The organism is Salipiger thiooxidans (genome assembly GCF_900102075.1).
GTDB lineage: Bacteria > Pseudomonadota > Alphaproteobacteria > Rhodobacterales > Rhodobacteraceae > Salipiger > Salipiger thiooxidans.
The window spans coordinates 250,685-273,914 of the sequence record NZ_FNAV01000008.1 but is presented as its reverse complement, the minus strand read 5'-3'; the positions used below and the strand labels follow the sequence as shown (position 1 = coordinate 273,914).

Sequence of the window (23,230 nt, the reverse complement as noted above, 5' to 3'; positions counted from 1 at the left end):
TTCCTGTTCAGCAGAGCCCGAGGGGGGAAAGCACGCTCTCCGCCTCGGCGCGCCACGCGCTGCGCAGCGTCTCGTTGTCGGTGTGGCGCAGGCCCATCGCCCGTTGCTTCTCGAAGCGCTCCGAGACCGCCGGGCCGAAGGTCTCGGCCACGCGCGGCATCCAGTAGGCGACCGAGGCCTTTGCCTCGTCCGTCGCGCCGATCCGCTCGAGCCCCTCGAGGCCCAGCTCCATGTGGCGCTTCTCGCGCGGGAGGATGTCGCGCAGCACCTCGGCCAGCGGCTGGTACGAACTGCGCGCCAGCTCCCCCACCGCGTGCTGCGTCGCAAGCCCCATGAGCACGTTCATCACCACCGCGTCGGTCCAGCCGGCCAGCGGGTAGTGGAAGACCGAGAGCCGCATGTCGCCGCCGTGGCGCTTCGCCTCGAGGGTGCTGTCCCGGTCCTCGCGCGCGGCCCAGTCATGGGCGCGTTCATAGAGCGCCTTGTCGGTCCCGAAGCCCTCCATGAGGTCGAGCACACGCTCGGCATGGTCGGCCTTCTCCAGCGTGATCCGGCTGGCGGCGATGCGCGCCTTGATGCCCGGCGCCCAGTTGATCGCGCCGGCAAAGCCCGCCGAGCCCGCAAGCTCGCTGTCCACGAAGGAGGACATCAGCCGCAAGAGCTCGCCGCGGTAGCGCGGCGGCACGTTCTCGGGAGAGGTCAGCTTGCCGCCCTGCGCGAGATACTCGGCGATGGGCATGGTGTCGGTGTCATTCGTCATAGCTGAGCACCACCTTGTCGGAGAGCGGAATGCACTGGCACGACAGCACGTAGCCGGCGCGCACCTCGTAGTCCTCGAGCGCGTGGTTGATCTCCATCTCGACCTCGCCCTCGAGCACCTTGGCGCGGCAGGTCGAGCAGACGCCCGCCTTGCACGAGTAAGGCGCGTCCATGTTGTTCCCGATGGCGGCGTCCAGCACGGCGGTGCCATCCTTCGGCATCTGGAAGGTCCGCGTCGCGCCGTCGAGCGTGACCGAGACCTCGCAGGTGTTGCCCGCGGTGGTGGCCTGCTGCGAGACGGCGCGCGTCTTGGCCCGGCCCGGCTGCGACGAGGCGAAGAGCTCGAACTTGATCTGGTCGTCCGCAAGCCCCGCCTGCCGCAGGCTCTCCGCGATGGTCAGCATCATCGGTTCGGGGCCGCAGATGAAGGCGGTGTCCACGCCCTCGGCGTCGATCCAGAGGCGGAACAGCATCTCCATCTTCTCGGCGTCGATGCGCCCGGTGAAGAGGTCGATCTCCTGCCCCTCGCTCTCGAGGATGTGGATCACCGAGAAACGGCCGAGGTAGGTGTTCTTCAGGTCCTCGAGTTCCTCTCGGAACATGATCGAGCCGACCTGGCGGTTGGCGTAGACCAGCGTGAAGGTGGCGTTGGGCTCATGCGCCAGCACGGTCTTGATGATCGACAGCACCGGGGTGATGCCCGACCCGCCCGCGAAACCGAGGTAGTTCTTGGCGCTGGACGCATCGAGCACCGTGAAGAACCGCCCCTGCGGCACCATCGCGTCGAGCGTGTCGCCGGCCTTGAGCTCTTCGTTGGCCCAGGTCGAGAAGGCGCCGCCGTCGACGCGCTTGATGCCCACCTTGAGGCAGCCCTCGTCGACGCCCGCGCAGATCGAATAGGACCGGCGCAGTTCCTCGCCGTCGAACGCGCGGCGGAAGGTCAGGTACTGGCCTTGCGTGAAGCCGAAATTCTCTGCGTCCTCGTCGCGCGGCTTGAGCGTGACGACCACCGCGTCGCGGGTCTCGCGGCGGACGTCGGTCACTTCGAGGGGATGGAAACGGGGCATGTCAGACCTCCTCCTGTCTGGACAGGGAAATGCGCAGGCGATGCCCCGCCCGGGGCACCGGAATGGCTCAGTGGCACTTGAAGTAGTCGAAGGGCTCGAGGCAGTCTCGGCAGCGATAGCTGGCCTTGCAGGGGGTCGAGCCGAACTGGCTGACCCGCTCGGTGTGGGACGATCCGCAGCGCGGGCAGGCGATCACCAGGTTCGACCGGCCCGACAGACGCGCCGCGCGGCCCGCCATCAGGCCGTCCGAGGCGGTGCCGTCGACCGGCGGGGCGATGCCGTAGGCGCGCAGCTTGTCGCGCGCCGCGTCGGTCACCCAGTCGGTGGTCCAGGGCGGCGACAGGCGGCGTTCCAGCCGCAGGTCGGTGATGCCCTTCTCGCGCAGCTGGGTCTCGATCATCAGGTCGATGACCGAGGTGGCCGGGCAGCCGGAATAGGTCGGCGTCACCGCCACCACCAGCGTCTCGCCCTCCCAGCGGACTTCGCGGACGATGCCGAGCTCGGTGACCGAGACCACCGGGATCTCGGGGTCGGGCACCTCGCCCAGCCAGTCCCAGACCTGCTCGGTGGATGGCAGAACCGCGGTCATCGGCCTTACCAGCTTGCGCCCGGGTAGGCGCGCTGCAGGAACTGCATCTCGGCGAGGATGTAGCCGAGGTGTTCGGTGTGCCGCCCCTGCTTGCCGCCGGATTGCGCGTCGAAGCGCTGTTCGGGCTGCCCCAGCGTCGCCTCGTCCAGCACCTCGGCCACGGTGCGCTGCCAGAGCGGCAGAAGGTCCGCGAGCGAGGGCGCGATGCCGGCCTCGGCCACGGCGTCATCCACCGCATCGGCGGTGAACATCTCGCCGGTGTAAGGCCAGAGCTTGTTCAGCGCCGCCTGCATCCGGGCGTGGCTTTCCTCGGTGCCGTCGCCCAGCCGGACCACGAGGTCCGAAGACCGCTCGAGGTGGTAGGACACCTCCTTGAGCGCCTTGGCGGCGATCTCGGCGACCCGCGGGCTCGACGATCCGGTCAGCGCGGTCAGCAGCTCGAAGTGGAAGGCATCGAAGAGGAACTCGCGCATGAGCGTGACCGCCATGTCGCCGTTCGGCAGCTCGAGCAGCTTGAGGTTGCGGAACTTCATCGCATCGCGCAGGAAGGCCAGCTTGTCGGCGTCGCGCCCTGCCCCCTCGACCTCGGCGGCAAGGCCGAGCCACATCTGGGTGTGGCCGATCAGGTCGAGCGCGGTGTTGGCCAGCGCGATGTCCTCTTCCAGCACCGGGCCATGGCCGCACCATTCCGAGATGCGGTGCCCGAGGACCAGCGAATTGTCCCCCATCCGGCAGAGCCAGTCGAAGAAGGCGGGTTTCAGCGCCACGTCCGAGATGTGCGGATCGTGCCCCTGTGCGGCGGCGGCACGCTCGGCGAGCGCGACCACATCCGGCGTTGCGGCATCGGGAAGCGAGGGCATCACATGTGCCCCACTTCGTCGGGGATGTCGAAGAAGGTCGGGTGGCGGTAGACCTTGCTCTCGGCCGGATCGAAGAGCGGGCCCTTCTCGGACGGCGCCGAGGCGGTGATCGCCGCCGAAGGCACCACCCAGATCGACACGCCTTCCTTGCGGCGGGTGTAGACGTCGCGGGCGTTCCGGATCGCCATCTCGGCATCGGGGGCGTGCAGGCTGCCGACGTGGCGGTGGTTCAGCCCGTGCTGGCCCCGGATGAAGATCTCCCAGAGCGGCCATTCTTTCTTGGTCATGTCACATCCTCCTCAATCGGCGCGCTTACTCGGCGGCCACGTTCGACGCCGCGCGTCGTGCGGCGGCCTTCTCGGCATAGGCAGTCAGCCCGTCGCGGAACCACGCGCCCTTGTCCCAGGCCTCGCGCCGCGCGCCGAGGCGCTCTTCGTTGCAGGGGCCGTTGCCCTTAATCACCTCGAAGAACTCGGACCAGTCGGGCTCGGCGAAATCGTAATGGCCGCGGGCCTCGTTCCATGTGAGCGTCTCGTCGGGCACGGTGAGGCCGAGGTACTCGGCCTGCGGCACCGTCTCGTCGACGAATTTCTGGCGCAGTTCGTCGTTGGTGTTCATCTTGATCTTCCACGCCATCGACTGGGCGGAGTGCACCGAGTCCTTGTCGGACGGTCCAAACATCATCAGCGAGGGGTACCAGAAGCGGTTCAGCGCATCCTGCGCCATTTCCTTCTGCTCGGGCGTGCCCTGCGCCATCTTCATCATGATCGCGTAGCCCTGCCGCTGGTGGAAGCTCTCTTCCTTGCAGATCCGGATCATCGCGCGGCTGTAGGGGCCGTAGGAGGTCCGCTGCAGCGGCACCTGGTTCATGATCGCGGCGCCGTCGACCAGCCAGCCCACCGCGCCCATGTCGGCCCAGGTCAGCGTCGGATAGTTGAAGATCGAGCTGTATTTCATCGCGCCCGAGTGCAGCTTTTCCATCAGCTCGTCGCGGCTGACGCCCAGCGTCTCTGCGGCCGAATAGAGGTAGAGCCCGTGCCCGGCCTCATCCTGCACCTTGGCCAGCAGGATCGCCTTGCGCTCGAGCGTGGGTGCGCGGGTGATCCAGTTGCCCTCGGGCAGCTGGCCGACGATTTCAGAGTGCGCATGCTGGCCGATCTGGCGGATCAGCGTCTTGCGGTAGCCCTCGGGCATCCATTCCTTGGGTTCGATCTTGTCGCCGCGGTCGACCCGCTCCTGAAAGGCGCGCTCCTCGGGGCTCATCTCCTCGAGCGACTTCATGCCTTCCGATTTCACCATCTGTGCATACATGGTCGTGCCTCCTCCTAGGGGGGTCAGATACGTTCGAGGATCATCGCGATCCCCTGCCCCACACCCACGCACATGGTGCAGAGGGCGTAGCGGCCGCCGGTGCGGTGCAGTTGCCGGGTCGCGGTCAGGGCGAGCCGCGCCCCGGACATGCCAAGCGGGTGGCCCATGGCGATGGCGCCGCCATTGGCGTTCACATGCGGGGCGTCATCGGGCAGGCCCAGCTCGCGCAGCACCGCGAGGCCCTGCGCCGCGAAGGCCTCGTTGAGCTCGATCACGTCCATCTGGTCGAGCGTCAGACCGGCGCGGGCAAGCACCTTGCGGGTCGCGGGAACCGGGCCGATGCCCATCACGCGGGGCGCGACACCCGCCGCCGCCATGGCGACGATGCGCGCCTGCGGCGTCAGGCCATTCTTGGCCGCCGCCGCCTCGGAGGCGACGATGACCCCCGCCGCGCCGTCATTCACGCCCGAGGCATTGCCGGCGGTGACGCTGAGGTCCGGGCCATTCACGCCACGTAGCTTGGCCAGCTTGTCGACCGTCGTGCCGGGGCGCGGGTGCTCGTCGGTGTCCACCACCAGCGGGTCGCCCTTGCGCTGCGGGATCGTCACCGGAACGATCTCCTCGGCGAAGACGCCGGCCTTGTGGGCCGCTTCCCAGCGGTCCTGAGAGCGCACGGCGAAGGCATCCTGGTCGGCACGGCTGACGCCGTAGTCTTCGGCCACGTTGTCGGCGGTCTCGGGCATCGAATGGGTCCCAAATGCCTTGTCGAGCTTGGGGTTCGTGAAGCGCCAGCCGATGGTGGTGTCGTACATCTCGGCATTGCGCGAGAAGGCCGAGGTCGCCTTGGCCACCACGAAGGGCGCGCGGCTCATGCTCTCGACGCCGCCTGCCAGCAGCAGGTCGCCGTCGCCGGCGCGGATGGTGCGCGCGGCGAGGCCGATGGCATCCATACCCGAGCCGCAGAGCCGGTTGACCGTGGTGCCGGGCACCTCGATCGGCAGGCCCGCCAGCAGCCCGGCCATGCGCGCGACATTGCGGTTGTCCTCACCGGCCTGGTTGGCGCATCCGAGGATGATGTCGTCCACGCCCGCCCAGTCGACCGACGGGTTCCGCGCCATCAGCGCCGCAAGCGGCACCGCGGCGAGGTCGTCTGCGCGGACGCCGGACAGCGCCCCGCCGTAACGGCCCACGGGGGTGCGTACCGCGTCGCAGATAAATGCCTCGGACATCCGTATCCTCCTCCCTCGAGAATCAATGCCGACCGGTAATGACCGATCGTTCGGTCAATGAACTAGCACGAGAAACAGCACGTGTTAACATGGAAAATGAAAACTGGTGTGATGTATCGCGGGCCTCCCCCCTCTTCTCCTATGTCGCCGCCTCGCGCTTGAGCTGGAACAGCCGCCGTTCGGTTTCCTCGTTACGGGCCGCCAAAGCCCCGTCAGGACTGAGAAATTGCGTGCCCACGAAGGCCTCGGCCGGGGCGGAGAGGCCGACATAGGCACTGACGAAAAGCTGCCGGGCACGCTCCGCCGGCCAGTCCTGCGGACAGGCGGCGCGCGGCAGCCGCGGATCGCTGAGCGCCGCGTGGCGGTAGTCGTGCACCAGCCGCAGCCGCAGCGCGAGCGCAACCGAGGGGCTGAGCGGCGCATCACCTTCGAGCCGGTCCAGCAGCCCGGAATGCCGTTCGAGAAAGCGCTCATAGGCAAGCGCGACCTCGTCGAGGCGCCATGTCTCATGCGCGAGGGCATGCAGGTCGCCGTGCCCCTCGAGGTGCTTCGCCCGCATCAGAACGCCGTCCAGCGGCGCCACGTCGTCGTTGTTCGGCGCCATGGCCACGTTCGGTGAGAGGCGCGCCCAGGGGGCGGGAGGCTCCGTCTCGCGCAGGGTCTCGGAGAGGCAGAGCAGCCAGTCCTCGGGCGCCGCAGGTGGTGAAAACAACAGGCGCGCGGCCTCGCGGAACTCGCCCCGCGCTGCATCCGACAGGCGGTAGTAGCTCTTGCGACCGATCCGCACCCCTTCGAGGCGCCCTGCCCCGACCAGCCGCGACACTGCCGTGCGCACGAGGCTCTCGTTGAGGCCATGAACAGCGCAGCACTCGATCAGGCTGCCCATCCAGAGCATCCCGCCGCGTGGTTCGACCACGTCGCCGTAGAGCGTCACGATGAAGGCAGGCGCGCGCGGGGCTTCGGCCAATGCCGCTTCCACGCCCGTCGAAAACTGTCCTGCCGCCTCGTTCATCGCGCGCCCTCAAAGCCAACCCTGCCCGTTGTCGGGCAGGGTCAGTCTACGCGACGTCTCGCGATATGTCACACGAAATACATGTACTCAGAGAGATGTGTGCCTTGTCGGAGCCCCGCCGCAGCCGCGCTTGGGCCGGCATCACCTCTCCACGAGGAAAACGCCGGTCCCGAGCGTGTTCTGCGGATCCATTGCCGCCTTGACCGTCTGCATCAGCGCGAATTGCGACGACTGCTTGCGCTTGGTCAGCGTCACGGCCTTGGAGCGGCCGGTGCCATGCTCGACGCTGAACGATCCTCGCCCGGATCATGCCGCGCTTCGAAGCCCGGCGCGCCCGGCTGCGGGACCATCTCGGCGAGGACATGTTCGCGACGCTGCACGCCTGCCTCGACCGGCCGGCAGACGCCATCAGGGACTGACCGGCAGGTCGCGATGACGGCGCCCACCTCGCGAGGGGCGCCCCGCCGGTGCGGGCAAAGGAACCCGCACCCGGCCTAGAAGGCGGAGGCCTGCAGCGCGGCCTCCGTCTCGGCGCGCACCTTAGCGGCGGCCTGTTCTTTCACCGGACCGTAGCCCCGCACGTCCATCACCATTCCGGCGATCCGGGCCGCCTCGTCGCGGTTCTCGGCGGTCAGGCCCGCGGCGAGCCGGTCGAGCAGGGCCCGGTAGTCGGTGATCATCCCGCGCTCCATCCGGCGCTCGGCGGTGTGGCCGAACGGGTCGAGTGGGGTGCCGCGCAGCGATTTCAGCTTCGCCAGCGTCTTCAGCCCGCCCTGCATCCAGCCGCCGAATTCGCGCTTGCAGGGGCGGCCGCGCGCATCGAGCCTGGCCGGGAAGAACGGCGGCGCCATGTGGTGCTTGACCGTGAACGCGCCGTCGAAGCGGGCGCCGAGGCTCTCGTAGAAGCCGGTCTGGGTGTGCAGCCGTGCGACCTCGTATTCGTCCTTGTAGGACATGACCTTGAAGAGCCCCTTCATGGCCGCATCGGTCAGCGCGCCCGGAGCACCAGTGGCCGCCGTCTCGGCCGCGCGGATCTTGTCGACCGCGTCGGTGTAGCGCTTGGCCCAGCCCGTGTTCTGGTAATCGGTCAGGAAGGCGGCGCGGCGGGCGATCTGCTCGTCGAGGGTCTGCACCTGCGTCACCGGCATCGCGGCGATCCGCTCGACCGCGGCGCAGTCGACGACGACGACGACGACCCGGCCCCAGGTGAAGGCCGCCTTGTTGAGTTCGGGCTTCACGCCGTTGAGCTCGATGGCCCGCATCAGGCTCTCGAGCCCCAGCGGCACCAGCCCCGCCTGCCAGGCGGCACCGAGGATCATCACGTTGGCAAAGACACTGTCCCCCAGCAGCGCCTCGGAGAGCGCGTTGGCGTCCAGCGTCTGCAGGCTCGCCGCATCGACGGTGCCGCGGATCGCCTCGAGCCGCGCGCCGGAATTGAGATCCGCATCCCGGTTCTGCACCAGATCGCCGGTCGGCATCACGGCGGTGTTGATGACCGCGCGGGTCTCGCCCTTGCGGTAGGTCATCGAGGCCTTGGGCGAGGAGCTGACCACCAGGTCGCAGCCGATCAGCGCATGTGCCGAGCTCGGCTCGATCTTCACCTGGTTCACCTCGGCTTCGGTGCGGGCCATGCGAATGTAGCTGAGCACCGGGCCAAACTTCTGCGCGAAGCCCATGAAGTCCAGCACCGAGGCGCCCTTCTGCTCGAGGTTCGCGGCCATGACGATGAGCTGGCCCACGGTGACCACGCCGGTGCCCCCGACGCCGGTCACGAGGATGTCCCACGGCGTCGAGAGGTCCGGCACCACCGGCTCGGGCAGCTTCGCGGCCAGCGCCCCGAGCTGCGCCGCGTCGGCCCCGGTCGCGCCCTTCTTCAGCGTCGCGCCCTCGACGGTCACGAAGCTCGGGCAGAAGCCATTCACGCAGGTGAAGTCCTTGTTGCAGGTGTTGAGGTTGATCTTGCGCTTGCGGCCGAATTCCGTCTCCAGCGGCTCGACGCTGAGGCAATTGGATTCGACCGAGCAATCGCCGCACCCCTCGCAGACCAGCGGGTTGATGACCGCGAACTTCTTCGGGTCCTCCATCTTGCCGCGCTTGCGCAGGCGGCGCTTCTCGGTGGCGCAGGTCTGCTGGTAGATGAGCACCGTGGTGCCGGGGATCTCGCGCAGCTCGCGCTGCACCCGGTCGAGCTCGCGGCGGTGCTCGATCTCGACGCCGGCCGGGAGGTCCGATTTCCGGAAGGCCTCGGGCTTGTCCGAGACGATCACCACCTTCTTCGCGCCCTCGGCCGCCACCGACTGCGCAATCGCGGGCACCGAGATGGGGCCGTCCACGTCCTGCCCGCCGGTCATCGCCACCGCATCGTTGAACAGGATCTTGTAGGTGATGTTGGTGCCCGCGGCGATCGCCTGACGCAGCGCGAGCGAGCCCGAGTGGTAATAGGTGCCGTCGCCGAGGTTCTGGAACACGTGCCTTTTGCCGTTGTACTTCGAGCGCGACACCCAGTTCACGCCCTCGCCGCCCATCTGGATCAGCGAGGTGGTGTTGCGGTTCATCCAGCTTGCCATGAAGTGGCAGCCGATCCCGGCAAGCGCCTGGCTGCCCTCGGGCACCTTGGTCGAGGTGTTGTGGGGGCAGCCCGAGCAGAAGTAGGGCGTCCGCGTCGCGCCGGGCACGTTGATCGGCGCTGACGCAGGCACCACGTTTGCGGCCCGTGCCACGAGGTCGAGTTCGGGGAAGTTGCGCTCGAGCCGGTCGGCGATGTGCCGGGCCAGCATCACAGCGCCAAGCTCCTGCGTCCAGGGGATCAGCCGGTCGCCGTTCTCGTCGCGCTTGCCGACCATGCGCTCGGGCTTGCGGCCCGGGTAGTCGTAGAAATATTCCTTGAGCTGGCTTTCGATGATGCCGCGCTTCTCCTCGACGACGAGCAGCTCCTGCTTGCCCTGCGCAAAGGCGAGCGCGCCCTCATGTTCGAGCGGCCAGACCATGCCGACCTTGTAGAGATCGATGCCGATCTCGGAGGCACGGGCCTTGTCGATGCCCAGAAGACGCAGCGCCTCGAGCACGTCGAGATGCGACTTGCCGGTGGTCACGATGCCGAAGCGGGCGTTCCGGTAGCCCCACTCGGTCCGGTCGATGGGGTTGGCGCAGGCAAAGGCCAGCACCGCGGCTTTCTTGTGCTCGAGCCGTGCCTCGATCTGCGGCCCGGGCAGATCGGGCCAGCGGTAGTGCAGCCCGCCCTCCGGGGCCTCGAATTCGGGGAGGACGAACGCGCGGTCCTCGGGAAGCTCGAAGGACATGCCGGACTCGACGGTCTCGGAGATCGCCTTGAAGCCCACCCACATGCCCGAGAACCGCGACAACGCATAGCCCCACTCGGCGAAGGTCAGGAATTCCGCGACATTGGCCGGGTTGATGGTCGGCATGAAGAAGCTCATGAACGCCACGTCCGACTGGTGCGACATCGACGAGGACACGCAGCCGTGGTCGTCACCGGCCACCACCAGCACGCCGCCGTGCGGGGACGAGCCGTAGGCGTTGCCGTGCTTGAGCGCATCCCCCGCCCGGTCGACACCCGGCCCCTTGCCGTACCAGAGCCCGAAGACCCCATCGACGGTGCGGTCCGGGTCGGTCTCGACCTGCTGGGTGCCGATGATCTGCGTGGCGCCCAGTTCCTCGTTCACGGCGGGCACGAAATCGACGCCGGCCTCGGTCACCAGCTTGCGGTTCTTCGTCACTTCGAGATCGATGCCGCCCACCGGCGAGCCGCGGTAGCCGGAGATGAAGCCGCGGGTGTTGAGCCCTGCCCTGCGGTCGCGGCGCGCCTGGTCCAGCGCGATGCGGACGATCGCCTGCGTGCCGGTCAGAAAGACCCGGCCTTGCGTGCGCGTATAGCGGTCGAGCAGTTCGTAATCCCGGAGAATGGGTGTCTGGTCCGTCATGATCTCCCCCCAGAGCTACCTACAGGAATGTAGACAATTCATCATTCTGATAGGATACCTCCGCGCGGTGAATTTTGATTCCCATTCCCTGCAGATTTTCTGGATAGTTGGCTTCCGGAGATCAGCTGGAGGAGAAAGGTGAAACAGGATTTCAAGATTGGTCCGTTGGAAGCGAAGATCGCGTCTGCACTGCAACGGGATGCCTCGATCAGCGTGGGCGAGCTGGCCGAGCGCGCCAACAGCTCGACCGCCACCTGCTGGCGCCGCATCCGGGCCATGGAAGAGGCCGGAGTCCTGAGCCCGCCCGTGCGTCTCGTCGACCCCGCCAAGGTTGGCCGCGGCATGGATGCCTTCTGCCAGGTGCGGATGAAATCGCAGGACGCGCGGGCCCGGGCGCTGTTCCAGAAGGCCATGGAGGCGGAGCCCGCCATCGTCGAGGTCTACTCGATCTCGGGCGACTGGGACTACCTGCTGCACCTCGTGGTCCGCGACATCGCCGATCTCGAACAGGTGCTGATGGGGCGGGTGCATGAGCTCGACTGCGTCTCCAGTGCCTCCACCCTCTTTGTGCTGCGCCGGGTCAAGCACACCACCGTCATCCCGGTCGACAGCGACTGAGCAGGCGGCGGCTGGGTCGCCTGCTGAATTGCGGCCAAGCTGGTTCGCCGCGCGGGACGGTGGAAAGGGCTCTGTTCGGGTGCGCGGCGGGGCGAGCGCTTTCCTTGGGTATCGGCCGGGTTTCGCCCACGGGGAAAGCCTGTTCATCCGCACCGCGCGGGCACGCTGGCGTCAGGGGCTGCCGCCAAGGGGTCGCGGTGAAAGCCACTAGATATCAATCTGTTAAAGTGTGGGGTGCGTCCAGGGTCTCGAGCCAGACCCCGATGAGCTCCGCCACGGTCTCGGCCCGTTCCAAGGGCAGGAAGTGCCCCCCGCCGCGCAGAGATCGAAGCCCGGCCGACGGCATCTCCCTGGCCATCTTCTGCACTGCCACGAGAGGCGTCGCCGTGTCGGCCTCGCCCGCCAGCAGAAGCGTCGGGCAGACGATGCGGTGCAGCCGTGCGAAGGTGTCGGGGCGGGAGAGCATTGCGCGCACCTCGCGGTCGAGGCGCTCGGCGGGTATGGCGGCGACCATCCCGACGATCTCCGCACAACCGCCGTCTGCGACCAGCGGTGGCACCCAGTGCGCGGCGAAGCTGCGCATGTCCTTCCGTGCAAGGACAAGGTCGGCGAGGCGGCGTCGGCGCTCTTCGGGTTCCGCCGGCAAGGCGCCGCAATTGGCAAGGACGAGGCCGCCGACGCGTTCCGGCGCCTGCAGGGCCGCCACCTGTGCAACGCGCGCGCCCATGGAATGACCGAGCAGCACCAGCGGGCCCGCGCTGGCGGCCAGAGCGCGTTCTGCCATGGCCGGGATGCTGTCGAGGCCGTCCAGATCCACGATCCGCCGGTCCCCGGGCAGCCGGTCGGCGACGGGCCTCCAGATCCTCTCGTCCGAGAGCATCCCCGGGATGAACACCAGCGTCGTCAAACCTGCCTCCTCCATGCCCGCCACTCCCACCGGTCGGGGCGAGCCTGGCCCCGCAGGACAACACGCCGAGCCTGATCAAAGGTTATCCCTGCAAGATCAGAGGGCAGTTGGCGCTGCCAGCCCCGGCGCGTCTACTCCGGAAGCAAGCGTTGCCGCCATCGGTTCGGGAGAAACCATGGCGGGCGCGTCGCAGCATGGCGACACGGCGCACGGGAGGGGGAACGGTATGCGGCTCAGCAGGCTCGTTGGCTTCATCGCGGAGGCGGTGGCGTGGATCGCCATGGCGGCGGCGGCGCTGATGGCGCTGCATGTCTCCGCCGAGATCGTGAGCCGGCTGGTGCTCGGCCGAGGCCTGACCGGGACCATCGAAACCGTCTCCTACTACTACATGGTGGCGGTGACCTTCCTGCCGCTCGGCCGGGTGCAGGCGCATCACGACCATATCGTCGCGGACTCGCTGGCGATGATCGTGCCGCGGATCCTGCGGCCCATCACCGACCTGCTCGGCAAGCTGATCTCGATGGGGGTGATGGCGCTGTTGCTGGCGGGCGCAATCAGCTCGGCGCTGAGCAAGAAGGGGATGGTCGCAACTCTATTTCGACAATGTCCAGGTGCCCAAGGAGAACGTGCTGCTCGGACCGGGCGGGTTCAAGAAACAGATCTCGGGCTTCAACGTCGAGCGGCTTGGCAACTCGGCCCGCGCGGTGGCCGTCGGCCGCCACGCCTTCAACCTCGCGCGCGAGCATGCGTTGACCCTCAAGCAGTTTGGCCGGGCGCTCTGCGAATTCCAGGGCCTGCAGTGGAAGTTCGCCGAGATGGAGCTGCGGCTCGAAAGCGCCCAGCTGCTGCTGATGCGCGCCGCGGTGAATGGCATGGACGGGCTGCCCGACCCGCACGAGACCGCGCTTGCCAAGCTCGCCTGCAACGAGGCAGGTTTCCTCGCGGCGAACGAGGCGGTGCAGGTGCTCGGCGGGCTCGGGTTCTCGCTCGAGAGCATCGGCATCCGGCAGGCCGAGAGCCTCGACACGCTGATGGACGCGCCGCGCCTGCTGTCGAAGATGCGGCTGCCCGCGCACCGGCCCCGCAGGCTGACGGTGCTGACCACCACCGGCGGCGGCGGCGCCATGCTGGTCGACCAGATCAGCGCCCGCGGCGTCGAGATCGCCGGCTGCAGCGCGCCCACCCGCGAGGCCCTGACCGCGCAGAACATCCCGCTGGGCCATGGCAAGCTCGTGGACGTGACCCTCGCAGGTACGAAATACGACACCATGAAGGAGGTCGTCTCGCGGCTGATCGCGGACCCCGAGACCGGCGCCCTGCTCGTCACCATCGGCTCCTCGGCGCAGTTCAACCCCGAGCTCGCGGTCACGCCGATCATCGACGCGGTGGCCGAGGCGCCCCGCGACGCGGCGCCGGTCCTGGCGTTTCCCCTGCCGCATGCGCCAGAGAGCCTCGACCTGCTGGCGGCGGGCGGCGTTCCGGCCTTCCGGAACGTCGAGGCCTGCGCCGAGACCATCGCCATGCTCATGCGCCCGGTGAAAGTAACCGCGCCGCCCGACGTGACGCTGCAAGCCGTAACCGCCACGCTGCTGGATCAAGGCCCGGAAAACACTCTCAACGAGGACCGCGCCGGCGCCGTCTTCGAGAGCCTCGGCACCCCGCGCCCGCGCCAGATCGTGCTGCCGCCCGAGGACGCGCTGCCCGAGACGCTCGACCTGAGGTTCCCGCTCGTGGCCAAGCCGGTGTCCTCGGACCTGCCCCACAAAACCGAGGCCGGCGCCATCCGCCTTGGGCTGGCGGACCGCGCGGCGCTGGAAGAGGCGATTGCCGCGATGCGCGCCTCGGCCGAGGCCCACGCCCCCGGCTACCGTCTCGAGGCCATCCTGCTGCAGGAGATGGCGACGGGGCTCGGCGAGGCGCTGGTAGGGCTCACCCGCGACCCGCTCGCGGGGCCGATGCTGACGCTGGGCATGGGCGGCGTGATGACCGAGATCTACCGCGACACCTCGGTGCGGCCCGCGCCGCTCGACGTGGAGACCGCGCGCGAGATGATCCGCGAGGTCAAGGGCTTCATGCTGCTCGACGGGTTCCGCGGCGCGCTCCGCGGCGATCTCGAGGCGCTGGCGCAGGGCGTTGCCGCAATCTCCGCGCTGGCTACGTCGGACCGGGTCGCGGAGGCCGAGATCAACCCGCTCCTGGTGCGGCCCGAGGGTCAGGGCATCGTGCTTCTGGACGCGCTGATCCGGCGCCAGTGACCTGGCGCGGTCCGGGGCCCCTTCGGCCCCGGATCATGGCGCGGCCGTAATGCGCCGCGCTGACCGGCGGCTCACGGCACAAGTGCCCCGCGAAACCGCCCGCAGGCTCTTCTTCCCGCATCGTCGTTTCACATGACCCGGCCTCGTCGGGGTGCCTGTCGTTGTCCTTCCGCGGGAGGGCTCGGCGGGCACCGGGAGGCGCCTTTCCATCTGATGATATGCCTGAGGAATGGTAATCAAGGTACTGAATATACTATATTAATAGATACGCGTCCTGACGTTCGACCTCGCCAGAACGCTCCTTCAGGCTTTTTCCTTGACGCTCAACCACTGCCCCAATACTTCCTGTATAAGAAGATAGCTTCACACATGTGAAGAAGATTCGCGGCTCCAGGGAGAGGGTCCGCGATGGAGGGAGGAAATCTATGGCCGTACGTCAGGCGGATAACGTCCTGCGGTTTTTTGAGTATTTTGCCGCGTCTCAGAGGCCGGCCACGCTCACCCAACTGTCGGAGACGCTGGAGCTGCCGCTCTCGAGCACCAGCAACCTCGTCTCGACCCTGCGCGAGCGCGGGTTCCTGTTCGAGGTCCGGAAACGGGGCGGGTTCTACCCCACGCGCCGCATGCACGACCTGACCCTGTCGATCCTCGACGGAGACCCGGTGCTCGGCCTCGTGCGCGAGCACATGGAAGCGTTGCGCCAAGAGACCGGAGAGACCATCCTGCTCGCCGCCCGCGAGGGCGATCACGCAATCTATCTCGAGGCGCTCGAGTCCCGCAAAGGCGTGCGCTACTCGGCGAGGGCGGGCGAGACCCGGCCGATCTACGCGATCTCCTCGGGCAAGGCGATCCTCTCGTCGCTCGACGACGCGGCGCTGCGGCGCGAGCTGGCGGGGCTCGACTATTCCGAGGCCGCGGAGACCTCGATCACCGATCCCGACGCGCTCTTCGACAACATCGTCGCCGGGCGCGAGCGCGGCTGGTTCCTGAACGCCACCGAATTCACCCCCGAGGTTTCAGGCGCGGGCGTGCTGCTCGACATCGCCGACCAGAAATACGGGCTGTCCGTGGCGGGGCCGAACTACCGAATGCAGGGCCGCTACGACGAGATCGGCGCGGCGCTCGCGCGGGTCGTCGCGGCCATCAAGAGCCAGATCCACGAAAGCGGAGACGGCCGATGATCCGGAAATACATGGCGGTCGTCGACCACGCCTTCACCGCGGTCGCGGTCTTTGCGCTGGCCTTCATGACCCTGCTCATCGTCGCCGACGTGGCGCTGCGCTACGGCGCCGGGACGCCGATCTTCTTTGCCCATGACCTCGTCGTGCTTTACCTCACGCCCGCGGTCTTCTTCTTCGGCTTCGGCCCGACCTACTGGCGCGCCGAGCACCTCTCGGTCGACCTGCTGACGCTCAACCTGCCGCACCGCCTGCGCGAACTCACCGACGTGGTGTCGAGCGCCATCGGGCTCTGGGTCTTCGGCCTGCTGACCTGGGTCGCCTGGGAGCGCGCCGCCAAGAGCTTTGCCAACGACGAGGTGATCGCGAGCATCGTGCCGTGGCCGGCATGGGCGAGCTACGCGCTCGTGCCCATCGGCTCCGCCGCGATGGTGCTGGTCTGTGCCGCGCGCATCGTGATTTCCCTCAACAACGCCTTTGGCCGTGCGTCCGGGGAGGCCGCGCAATGACGTCGCTTCTTGTCGTGATCGGACTGCTTGTCCTGCTTCTGCTCGGCGTTCCCGTGGGCTTCGCGCTGGCCTTCACCGGCCTTGTCGGGCTGATGACCATCGTCGGGTTCGAGAGCGCGCTCTCGGTGCTCTCGACCACGCCGCTGTCGACCACCAACGGCTTCGAGCTGATCGCCGTGCCGCTCTTCATCCTGATGGCCGAGTTCGTCATCGTCAGCGGCATCGCCGACCGGATGTTCAAGGCGATCACCATCTGGGTGGGCCGCCTGCCGGGCGGGCTCGCCGTCGCCACGGCGCTCGCGGGCGCCGGGTTCGGGGCCATCTCGGGCTCGTCCACCGCGGCCGCGGCTGCGCTGTCGTCTACCTCCATTCCTGCAATGCGAAGAGCGGGTTACGAGGTGAAGTTCGCGTCCGGTGTCGTGGCCGTCTCGGGCACGCTCGCCATGCTCATCCCGCCGTCGATCGCGCTGGTGCTCTACGGCATCATCGTCGAGGTCAACATCGCCTCTCTGCTGATCGGAGGGGTCATCCCCGGGATCATCGTGACGCTGGCGATCATCGTGACGATCTACGTGCTGATGGCCCGCGACCCGTCCATCGCGCCGGCGGCACGGCCCTGGCCGATGCGCGACAAGATCCGCGCCCTGCGGGACATCGGGCCGATGCTGCTGCTGCTGCTCTGTGTCACGGGCTCGATCTACTTGGGCATCGCGACGCCCACCGAAGCGGCCGGTCTCGGCGCCTTCGGAGCCTTCGTCATCGCCGCGGCGTTCCGCACGCTCAGCTGGAAGACGACCTGGGGCGCGCTGGCGCGGGCGGTCCGCGCCACCTGCATGATCTTCATGATCATCATCGGCGCGCACATCTTCGGCTACGTGCTGACGCTGGGCCAGATCACCCCGGGCTTCGTCAACTGGATCACCGGGCTCGACGTGTCGCCCTACGTGGTGATGGCGGGGATCATCGTCTTCTACCTGATCATGGGCTGCTTCATGGACCAGATGGCGATCCTCATCCTCACCGTTCCGGTGATGGTGCCCGCGATCACCAGCCTCGGCTTCGACCCGGTGTGGTTCGGCGTGCTGGTCGTGGTCGCGGCCGAGGTCGGCATGATCACCCCGCCGCTGGGCATGAACATCTTCGTGGTCTCTCGCTACGCCGAGCGGCCGCTCTCCGAGATCTTCCGGGGCGTCGCACCGCATGTCGTCTCGCACATCATCGTTCTCGCGTTGCTCGTCGCGTTCCCGCAGCTGGTGCTGTGGCTGCCCGGCACGACGCAGTAATCCAGACGCAATCGTCCAAGGGAGGAGCCACCATGTCGACCGCAAAGACCGACATCGACCCCAAGATGTACTTCATGACTGAGACCAGGGCCGCAGCCTACCAGCCGCGCGGCCACAGCGGGACGGTGAACCGCCGGCTGGTGTCGCCCGAGACCGGCGCCACCCAGATGGAAGTGCTGATCGGCCGCATCGAGCCCGGCGAGGGCGCCAGCGCCCACTTCCACCCCGGCATCGACCAGTTCTGCTGGATGCTCGAGGGCCGCGCCCGGGTCGAGGTCGGCGGCCTCACTCAGGAGATCGGGCCGGAGGAGAGCGTCTTCTTCCCCGCCGACATGCCCCACACCTTCACCGCCATCGGCGACACGCCGGTGCGCGTCCTGATCTGCTACGGCCCGCCCTACGGCGAAGGCGCCCGCGTCGAGTGCTGAGCACCCGCACCCCCTGACAAGTCTTTGGTCCATCGGAGGAGAACGACCATGAAACCCACCATCAGCATCCTGGCGGTCTGCGCCGCAGTCGCCGCGGCACCCGTCGCCGCTCAGGAAGTGACGATCAAGATCGCCGACAGCCTGCCGGCCGATCACATCATCACCAGGAACACCACCGACGTGTTCACCGCGCGCCTCAAGGAAGAGCTCGGCGACCGCATCGCCATCGAGCATTACCCGGCCCAACAGCTCGCCAAGGCCAAGGACATCCTGTCGATCACCCAGGCCGGCATCGCCGACATCGGCTACATCGTGCCGTCCTACGTCTCCGAGAAGATGCCGCTCGGCGGCGTGGTCGAGCTGCCCGGCGAGATCTCGTCGTCCTGCGAGGGCTCGCTGGCCTTCGAGAAGTTGATCCAGCCGGGCGGCAAGCTCGACCAGCTCGAGTTCCAGCCCAACGGCGTGCGCGTGCTCTACAACGTGGCGCTCTCGCCCTATCAGGCGATCTTCTCGAAGCGCGCGGACGTGACCTCGCTCGAGGGGTTCAAGGGCATGAAAATGCGCTCGAATCCCGGCGCGATGGAGCTGTCGCTGCAATCCGCGGGCGCGACCCCGGTGCGGATGACCCCGCCCGAGATCTTCGACGCGATGACCAAGGGCACCGTGGACGGCGCGCTGCTGCCCTTCACCTCGACCTTCTCCTACGGGCTCGACCAGATCGTGGGCTCGGCGACCGCCAACGCCAACTTCGGCTCGGTGGGGATCACCTACGCGATCTCGCAGCGCAAGTGGGACAGCCTGCCCGCCGACATCCAGGAAGCCATGACCCGCATCGGCCACGAAGTGACCGCGAGCGCCTGCAAGGCCTTCGACGCGGCCGAGGTCGAGCTGACCGCCAAGCTGGCCGAGGAGGGCGCCACCGTCATCACGCTGAATGACGAAGAGACCGCGACGCTCACCGCGGATTTCGCCAGCGTCGCCGATGACTGGGCCGCCGCCCTCGACAAGCGCGGCAAGAAGGGGAGCGAGATCCTCTCCGACTTCCGCGCCGAGGTCCAGGCGCTCCGCGAGAGCGGCATCTGAACCGAGACCTGGGGCGGCCGCCTGTCCGGCCGCCCCGCAACGAAAGGAGAGGCGCGTGCTTGATCTTTTGAAGGGTGTCCGGGTCGTCGAGCTGACGACGATCGTGCTCGGGCCCATGGCCGGGCAGATGCTGGGCGATTTTGGTGCAGAGGTCGTCAAGGTCGAGGCACCGAACGGGGATCTGGCGCGCTACGTCGATCCGCGCTCGAAGGCGGGCGCAAGCTCGATGTTCGCCAACAACAACCGGAACAAGAAGAGCATCGCGCTGGATCTGAAGACCGAGGAAGGCCGCGCCATCCTGCTGAAGCTCGTAGACGGCGCCGATGTCTTCCTGCACAACATGCGCCTTCAGGCGGTCGAGCGTCTGGGCTTCGGCCCCGCGGCGCTCCGGGCGCGCAACCCCAAGCTGGTTTACTGCTCGGCCATCGGCTTCGGCAGCGATGGCCCCTATGCGGCGCGGCCCGCCTATGACGACGTGATCCAGGCCGCCTCGGGCATCGCCAGGCTGCCGACCTACACCGGCAACGATCCGTCCTACGTGCCCGGCGTGATCGCCGACAAGATCGCGGCGCTCTACGCCGCCAACGCCATCTCGGCCGCCCTCGTCGGGCGCGAGCGGACCGGCACGGGCTGCGAGATCGAAGTGCCGATGTTCGAGGTCATGACCTCGTTCGTGATGACCGAGCACATGGCCGCCGCCAGCTTCGACGAGGCGGCGCCCGCGGGTTACCAGCGGCTGCTGAACCGTCACCGCCGGCCCTTCCCGACCAGCGACGGCTGGATCGCCGTGCTGCCCTATACCGAGCGCCACTGGCGCAAGACGTTCGAGGAACTCGGTCGCGCCGACGTGGTTGCGCAGCCGTGGTTCGGCGACGCCACCGACCGCTCGCGCCACGTGGGCGAGATGTACGAGGTGCTCGGGCAGGAGATGCCGAAGCGCTCGACCGGGGACTGGATCGCCACCTTCGAGCGGCTCGACGTGCCGCATTCGCGGGTCAGCGGGCTCGACGACCTGCTGAACGACCCGCACCTGCAGGCGGTGGGCTTCTTCGAGCCGACCGACGATCTCGAGAGCCGGGTGCGCTCGGTGCCGCAGCCGGTGCGCTTCCGCACCTCGCCCTCCGGGCCCGACCGCCGCGCGCCCGAGCTGGGCGAGGACGGCCCGGCGCTGCTGACCGAGCTGGGCTACGGCGCCGACGCGATCCGCGAGCTCGAGGACCGCGGTGTCCTCGGGCGCGGGACGCGCCAGCAGACGGAGGACGTCTGACATGGCCGGATGCCGGCTCGAAGAGTTCCGCGAGGGCGAGGTCATCCGACGCGCCATCACCCGCACCGTGACCGAGGCCGACAACGTCCGCTTCCCGGTGCAGACCATGGCCCGCAACCCCACGCTCTTCGGCGCGGTGGCGGCGGAGGTGCAGCCGGTTGACGCGGTCAGGGAGATCCGCGATCTCGACGGGCTCGCGGCCGAGTCCCGCGCGGCGGTGCGCGACGGCTTCACCGGCAAGCTCGCGATCCATCCGGCGCAGATGCCGGTGAGCAACCGCGGCTTCCAGCCCTTCGACGAGGAGGTCAGCACCGCACGCCGCACCGTCGCGGCCGATCCGGCCGATCCGGCGGCGGGCGTCGCCGCCCCCGACGGCGCGATGATCGACATGCCGCACCTCAAGCGGTCACGACTGATACTTCAAAGAGCGGGGATCCCGGCATGAACAACGAACCTGTGCTTCTCGGACGAGGCTTCTACTGGCAGGACCTCACGGTCGGCGACCGCTACCGGACCTATGGCCGCACCGTGACGGCGTCGGACATCTCGGCCTTCGTCAATCTTGCCGGGATGATCGAGGTGCTCTTCACCAACGCCGAGTACCGCCGCGCCGAGGCCGCCATCAAGGGCAACCCCTCGCCCGGCGCGCTGGTCTTCGCGCTGGCCGAGGGGCTCACGCTCAACGCCACCGCGCAGGAGACCGGGCTGGCCTTCCTCGGCACCACCATGAGCATCAAGGGCCCGGTGGTCGAGGGCGACACGATCACGGTCGAGATCGAGGTGCTCGAGGTCCGGCAGGAGAGCAAGGGCGACCGCGGCCTCGTGAAGACCCGTAACACCGTGCGCAACCAGCGCGGCGAGACGGTCATGGTCTATGAACCCCTGCGCCTGATGCAGGGCCGCCCCGCCTGACGCGCCGAAAGGCGTTGCGCCCCGACGATCTGATGCAGCCCCGGCCTGCCACGCCGGTTGCAGGCGCCGGGGGCTGACGCTCTGGCACAGGCCGTGGGCACGATCATTTGGGGCGGGCCCGTCGCCCTCGGGCCTGACGCCAAGCGATGTCAATCGACCGGACCGGCTCGCGACCCTGAGGTCCTCACCCCGCCAGCCGCACAATCCGCGTCGGGCCGAGCGACGACAGGAACGCCCGGTCGTGACTGACCACGAGCACCGCCCCGTCGTAGCCCGCCAGCGCCGCTTCCAGCGCCTCGATGCCGTCGAGGTCGAGGTGGTTGGTCGGCTCGTCGAGGATCAGCAGCTGCGGCGGAGGCGTGCCGCCCAGCACGCAGGCGAGCCCCGCGCGCAGGCGCTCGCCGCCGCTCAGCTCTCCGGCGCGGCGCAGTGCATCCGCCGCGCGGAAGCCGAAGCGCGCCAGCGCGGCATGGGCCAGCTGCGGCGTGGCATCGGGGTTCAGCTTGCGGAAGCTCTCGAGCAGCGTGTCCTCCGTGCCCAGCAGCCCGACATACTGGTCGAGAAAGGCCCATGGCACGGCGACCTGAACCTCTCCGCTTCCGGGCCTGAGCGCGCCGGTGATCAGCCGCAGCAGCGTGGTCTTGCCGCTGCCGTTGGGCCCCGCGATCACCACGCGTTCCGGGCCGGTGAGCGTGAGGCTCAGGTCCCGGATCACCGGCGCCTCCGGATCGTGGCCGCCGCTCACCCGCTGCAGGCTCACCACGGTACGGCCCGCGGGCAGCCCCGTCGGCGCGATCTCCATATGCACCGGGGTCAGCTGCTCGACCTTGTCGCGGGCGCGGCTCAGCGCCTCCTCGGCGGCCTCGCGCCGGGTCTCGCGCAGCCTGACGCCCGCCCCGCCCGAGGCCTCGGCCCGGGCCTTGGCGGCGTCGAGCAGGATCTTGGGCTGGCCGCCCTTCGCCCGCGACCGGTGCCCGGCGCCGTCCTTGCGGGCCTTGCGCTCGGCGGCCTGCCGGGCGCGCTGCGCGGCCTCGCTGCGGGCCTTCTCGGCATGGGCGAGATCATGCGCCGCGGCGTCGAGCTCCAGCGCCTTGCGCGCGCGAAAGGCACTGTAATTGCCGCCATAGCGCGCCGCACCGAGCGTGGTGAGCTCGACGATCGCGTCCATCTCCTCGAGCAGCTCGCGGTCGTGGCTCGCGACGATCGCGCCGCCGGTCCAGCCGCGCAGCAGCTCGATCACCGCCCGGCGCCCGGCGCGGTCGAGGTTGTTGGTGGGCTCGTCCAGCAGCAGGATGTCAGGCCCGTCGAGCAGCAGCGCCGCCAGCGCCGCCCGGCTGCGCTGCCCGCCCGACAGCGTCGCGAGCGGGGTCTGCGGCGGCACCGGCAGGTCGCAGCGCGCCAGCGCGGCCTCGATCCGGGTGGGCAGGGTCCAGTCGGCGTGGGCCAGCTCCTCGGCGGAAGCGCGGCCAAGCTCGGCCCGGTCGAGGAGCGCCAGCGCGTGGCGCGCGCCCATGAGGTCGGCGATGGTTTCGTCTGGGAGGACCATCGCCTCCTGCCGCATCATCGCGACGGAGCCGGTGATCCGGACCTGGCCGGAGGTCGGGCGCAGCGCACCCGCGATCAGGCGCAGCAGCGTGCTTTTGCCGGTGCCGTTGCGACCAACGAGGCCGGTGCGCTCGGGCCCGAAGGTCAGGTCGAGATCGGAAAGGAGGGGGCTGCCGTCAGCCGGGGACCACGACAGGGAGGACAGGGAAATGGATGCAGGCATGGGAAAACTCTCGCAGCGAAACCGTCTGAGTGAAGGCGGCGAGGGTCTGGTCCATGTCGAACGTCTCTCCTGTCAGTGCTGGGTCAAAGCTAGGGAGGAGACCGCTGTCCCGCAAGGGGTGCGGGCAGCGCTGCGCTGAAATGCGCTGAGGCCGCGGGGGCGGATGTGAACTGCGGCAGGTCGGAGGAATTTGGCGCTGGTCCGTGGCAGGGAGCGGGCTTTGGGTTCCCAGCCCCAGCCCCAGCCCCAGCCCC

At 68.6% G+C, this 23,230-nt stretch carries 21 protein-coding genes and 2 pseudogenes; 11 read left to right on the top strand and 12 right to left on the bottom strand.

Going from position 1 to position 23,230, the window contains the following annotated elements; all coding sequences use genetic code 11:
* Nucleotides 1-7: 7 nt before the first annotated feature.
* The 10 genes and pseudogenes from BLQ77_RS14175 to BLQ77_RS14130 all read right to left on the bottom strand — a co-directional run bounded on the left by BLQ77_RS14175 (nt 8) and on the right by BLQ77_RS14130 (nt 10,768).
* On the bottom strand, nt 8-760 hold the full coding sequence (locus tag BLQ77_RS14175) for a Phenylacetic acid catabolic protein (protein ID WP_089960276.1): 753 nt from the start codon (nt 758-760) through the stop codon (nt 8-10).
* On the bottom strand, nt 750-1,826 hold the full coding sequence (gene paaE, locus BLQ77_RS14170; RefSeq protein WP_008887606.1) for a 1,2-phenylacetyl-CoA epoxidase subunit PaaE: 1,077 nt from the start codon (nt 1,824-1,826) through the stop codon (nt 750-752). The genes BLQ77_RS14175 and paaE overlap by 11 nt, the downstream gene beginning before the upstream one ends.
* Before the next feature lie 67 nt (nt 1,827-1,893).
* Nucleotides 1,894-2,415 (bottom strand): 1,2-phenylacetyl-CoA epoxidase subunit PaaD, encoded by a 522-nt coding sequence (gene paaD, locus BLQ77_RS14165; protein ID WP_089960272.1) that lies wholly within the window; start codon nt 2,413-2,415, stop codon nt 1,894-1,896.
* A gap of 5 nt (nt 2,416-2,420) precedes the next feature.
* Nucleotides 2,421-3,275: a 1,2-phenylacetyl-CoA epoxidase subunit PaaC gene (gene paaC, locus BLQ77_RS14160; RefSeq protein WP_089960269.1), complete on the bottom strand. Its 855-nt coding sequence runs from the start codon at nt 3,273-3,275 to the stop codon at nt 2,421-2,423.
* A complete protein-coding gene (gene paaB, locus BLQ77_RS14155; RefSeq protein ID WP_008887762.1) occupies nt 3,275-3,562 on the bottom strand; it encodes a 1,2-phenylacetyl-CoA epoxidase subunit PaaB in 288 nt (95 codons plus the stop codon). Before paaB ends, paaC begins: the two co-directional genes overlap by 1 nt.
* A gap of 25 nt (nt 3,563-3,587) precedes the next feature.
* On the bottom strand, nt 3,588-4,586 hold the full coding sequence (gene paaA / locus BLQ77_RS14150; protein WP_089960265.1) for a 1,2-phenylacetyl-CoA epoxidase subunit PaaA: 999 nt from the start codon (nt 4,584-4,586) through the stop codon (nt 3,588-3,590).
* Nucleotides 4,587-4,609: 23 nt separating this feature from the next.
* Nucleotides 4,610-5,815 (bottom strand): 3-oxoadipyl-CoA thiolase, encoded by a 1,206-nt coding sequence (pcaF, locus tag BLQ77_RS14145; protein WP_089960261.1) that lies wholly within the window; start codon nt 5,813-5,815, stop codon nt 4,610-4,612.
* Nucleotides 5,816-5,954: 139 nt separating this feature from the next.
* A complete protein-coding gene (locus tag BLQ77_RS14140) occupies nt 5,955-6,782 on the bottom strand; it encodes a PaaX family transcriptional regulator (protein WP_242661726.1) in 828 nt (275 codons plus the stop codon).
* Between the two features lie 186 nt (nt 6,783-6,968).
* Nucleotides 6,969-7,115: pseudogene (locus tag BLQ77_RS14135) on the bottom strand (FAD-linked oxidase C-terminal domain-containing protein); the annotation flags it as partial.
* Nucleotides 7,116-7,321: 206 nt separating this feature from the next.
* Complete coding sequence (locus tag BLQ77_RS14130; protein ID WP_089960254.1) at nt 7,322-10,768, bottom strand: indolepyruvate ferredoxin oxidoreductase family protein; 3,447 nt, start codon at nt 10,766-10,768, stop codon at nt 7,322-7,324.
* A gap of 138 nt (nt 10,769-10,906) precedes the next feature.
* Here BLQ77_RS14130 and BLQ77_RS14125 point away from each other — a divergent pair, with 138 nt between their 5' ends.
* A complete protein-coding gene (locus BLQ77_RS14125) occupies nt 10,907-11,386 on the top strand; it encodes an Lrp/AsnC family transcriptional regulator (protein ID WP_008887708.1) in 480 nt (159 codons plus the stop codon).
* 214 nt (nt 11,387-11,600) lie between these two features.
* On the opposite strand, the gene BLQ77_RS29370 is transcribed toward BLQ77_RS14125, so the two are convergent.
* Nucleotides 11,601-12,293, bottom strand: coding sequence for an alpha/beta fold hydrolase (locus tag BLQ77_RS29370; protein ID WP_165617109.1), 693 nt, complete (start codon nt 12,291-12,293; stop codon nt 11,601-11,603).
* Between BLQ77_RS29370 and BLQ77_RS29865 the strand changes: the two are divergent.
* The 10 genes and pseudogenes from BLQ77_RS29865 to BLQ77_RS14070 all read left to right on the top strand — a co-directional run.
* Nucleotides 12,178-12,837 (top strand): annotated as a pseudogene (locus tag BLQ77_RS29865) (TRAP transporter small permease); the annotation flags it as partial. The gene BLQ77_RS29370 and the pseudogene BLQ77_RS29865 overlap by 116 nt on opposite strands.
* A gap of 67 nt (nt 12,838-12,904) precedes the next feature.
* On the top strand, nt 12,905-14,548 hold the full coding sequence (locus BLQ77_RS14110) for an acetate--CoA ligase family protein (protein ID WP_089960247.1): 1,644 nt from the start codon (nt 12,905-12,907) through the stop codon (nt 14,546-14,548).
* Nucleotides 14,549-14,973: 425 nt separating this feature from the next.
* Nucleotides 14,974-15,729, top strand: coding sequence for an IclR family transcriptional regulator (locus tag BLQ77_RS14105; RefSeq protein WP_089960244.1), 756 nt, complete (start codon nt 14,974-14,976; stop codon nt 15,727-15,729).
* Nucleotides 15,726-16,235 (top strand): TRAP transporter small permease, encoded by a 510-nt coding sequence (locus BLQ77_RS14100; protein WP_089960239.1) that lies wholly within the window; start codon nt 15,726-15,728, stop codon nt 16,233-16,235. Before BLQ77_RS14105 ends, BLQ77_RS14100 begins: the two co-directional genes overlap by 4 nt.
* A complete protein-coding gene (locus tag BLQ77_RS14095) occupies nt 16,232-17,518 on the top strand; it encodes a TRAP transporter large permease (protein ID WP_008887624.1) in 1,287 nt (428 codons plus the stop codon). The genes BLQ77_RS14100 and BLQ77_RS14095 overlap by 4 nt, the downstream gene beginning before the upstream one ends.
* A 32-nt stretch (nt 17,519-17,550) precedes the next feature.
* The gene (locus BLQ77_RS14090) at nt 17,551-17,946 is read left to right on the top strand and encodes a cupin domain-containing protein (RefSeq protein WP_089960235.1); all 396 of its coding nucleotides are present in this window, start codon (nt 17,551-17,553) and stop codon (nt 17,944-17,946) included.
* Nucleotides 17,947-17,994: 48 nt separating this feature from the next.
* A complete protein-coding gene (locus BLQ77_RS14085; protein ID WP_089960231.1) occupies nt 17,995-19,029 on the top strand; it encodes a TRAP transporter substrate-binding protein in 1,035 nt (344 codons plus the stop codon).
* Nucleotides 19,030-19,084: 55 nt separating this feature from the next.
* Entirely contained in the window at nt 19,085-20,296 is a 1,212-nt protein-coding gene (locus BLQ77_RS14080; RefSeq protein ID WP_165617108.1) for a CaiB/BaiF CoA transferase family protein, read from the top strand.
* 1 nt (nt 20,297) lies between these two features.
* Nucleotides 20,298-20,741 carry a hypothetical protein gene (locus BLQ77_RS14075; protein WP_089960225.1) on the top strand — a complete coding sequence of 148 codons (444 nt, stop codon included), beginning with the start codon at nt 20,298-20,300 and terminating at the stop codon, nt 20,739-20,741.
* Nucleotides 20,738-21,208 carry a MaoC family dehydratase gene (locus BLQ77_RS14070; protein ID WP_089960223.1) on the top strand — a complete coding sequence of 157 codons (471 nt, stop codon included), beginning with the start codon at nt 20,738-20,740 and terminating at the stop codon, nt 21,206-21,208. The genes BLQ77_RS14075 and BLQ77_RS14070 overlap by 4 nt, the downstream gene beginning before the upstream one ends.
* Nucleotides 21,209-21,392: 184 nt before the next feature.
* On the opposite strand, the gene BLQ77_RS14065 is transcribed toward BLQ77_RS14070, so the two are convergent.
* Entirely contained in the window at nt 21,393-22,976 is a 1,584-nt protein-coding gene (locus BLQ77_RS14065; protein ID WP_089960220.1) for an ABC-F family ATP-binding cassette domain-containing protein, read from the bottom strand.
* Nucleotides 22,977-23,230 lie beyond the last annotated feature (254 nt).

Coding starts and splice junctions, on each gene's coding strand:
- BLQ77_RS14095 (WP_008887624.1), top strand. CDS start 16,232: ATGACGTCGCTTCTTGTCGTGATCGGACTGCTTGTCCTGCTTCTGCTC.
- BLQ77_RS14090 (WP_089960235.1), top strand. CDS start 17,551: ATGTCGACCGCAAAGACCGACATCGACCCCAAGATGTACTTCATGACT.
- paaD (WP_089960272.1), bottom strand. CDS start 2,415: ATGACCGCGGTTCTGCCATCCACCGAGCAGGTCTGGGACTGGCTGGGC.
- BLQ77_RS14085 (WP_089960231.1), top strand. CDS start 17,995: ATGAAACCCACCATCAGCATCCTGGCGGTCTGCGCCGCAGTCGCCGCG.
- BLQ77_RS14075 (WP_089960225.1), top strand. CDS start 20,298: ATGGCCGGATGCCGGCTCGAAGAGTTCCGCGAGGGCGAGGTCATCCGA.
- BLQ77_RS14065 (WP_089960220.1), bottom strand. CDS start 22,976: ATGCCTGCATCCATTTCCCTGTCCTCCCTGTCGTGGTCCCCGGCTGAC.
- BLQ77_RS14175 (WP_089960276.1), bottom strand. CDS start 760: ATGACGAATGACACCGACACCATGCCCATCGCCGAGTATCTCGCGCAG.
- paaA (WP_089960265.1), bottom strand. CDS start 4,586: ATGTATGCACAGATGGTGAAATCGGAAGGCATGAAGTCGCTCGAGGAG.
- paaC (WP_089960269.1), bottom strand. CDS start 3,275: ATGCCCTCGCTTCCCGATGCCGCAACGCCGGATGTGGTCGCGCTCGCC.
- paaB (WP_008887762.1), bottom strand. CDS start 3,562: ATGACCAAGAAAGAATGGCCGCTCTGGGAGATCTTCATCCGGGGCCAG.
- BLQ77_RS14130 (WP_089960254.1), bottom strand. CDS start 10,768: ATGACGGACCAGACACCCATTCTCCGGGATTACGAACTGCTCGACCGC.
- BLQ77_RS14100 (WP_089960239.1), top strand. CDS start 15,726: ATGATCCGGAAATACATGGCGGTCGTCGACCACGCCTTCACCGCGGTC.
- BLQ77_RS14070 (WP_089960223.1), top strand. CDS start 20,738: ATGAACAACGAACCTGTGCTTCTCGGACGAGGCTTCTACTGGCAGGAC.
- BLQ77_RS14105 (WP_089960244.1), top strand. CDS start 14,974: ATGGCCGTACGTCAGGCGGATAACGTCCTGCGGTTTTTTGAGTATTTT.
- pcaF (WP_089960261.1), bottom strand. CDS start 5,815: ATGTCCGAGGCATTTATCTGCGACGCGGTACGCACCCCCGTGGGCCGT.
- paaE (WP_008887606.1), bottom strand. CDS start 1,826: ATGCCCCGTTTCCATCCCCTCGAAGTGACCGACGTCCGCCGCGAGACC.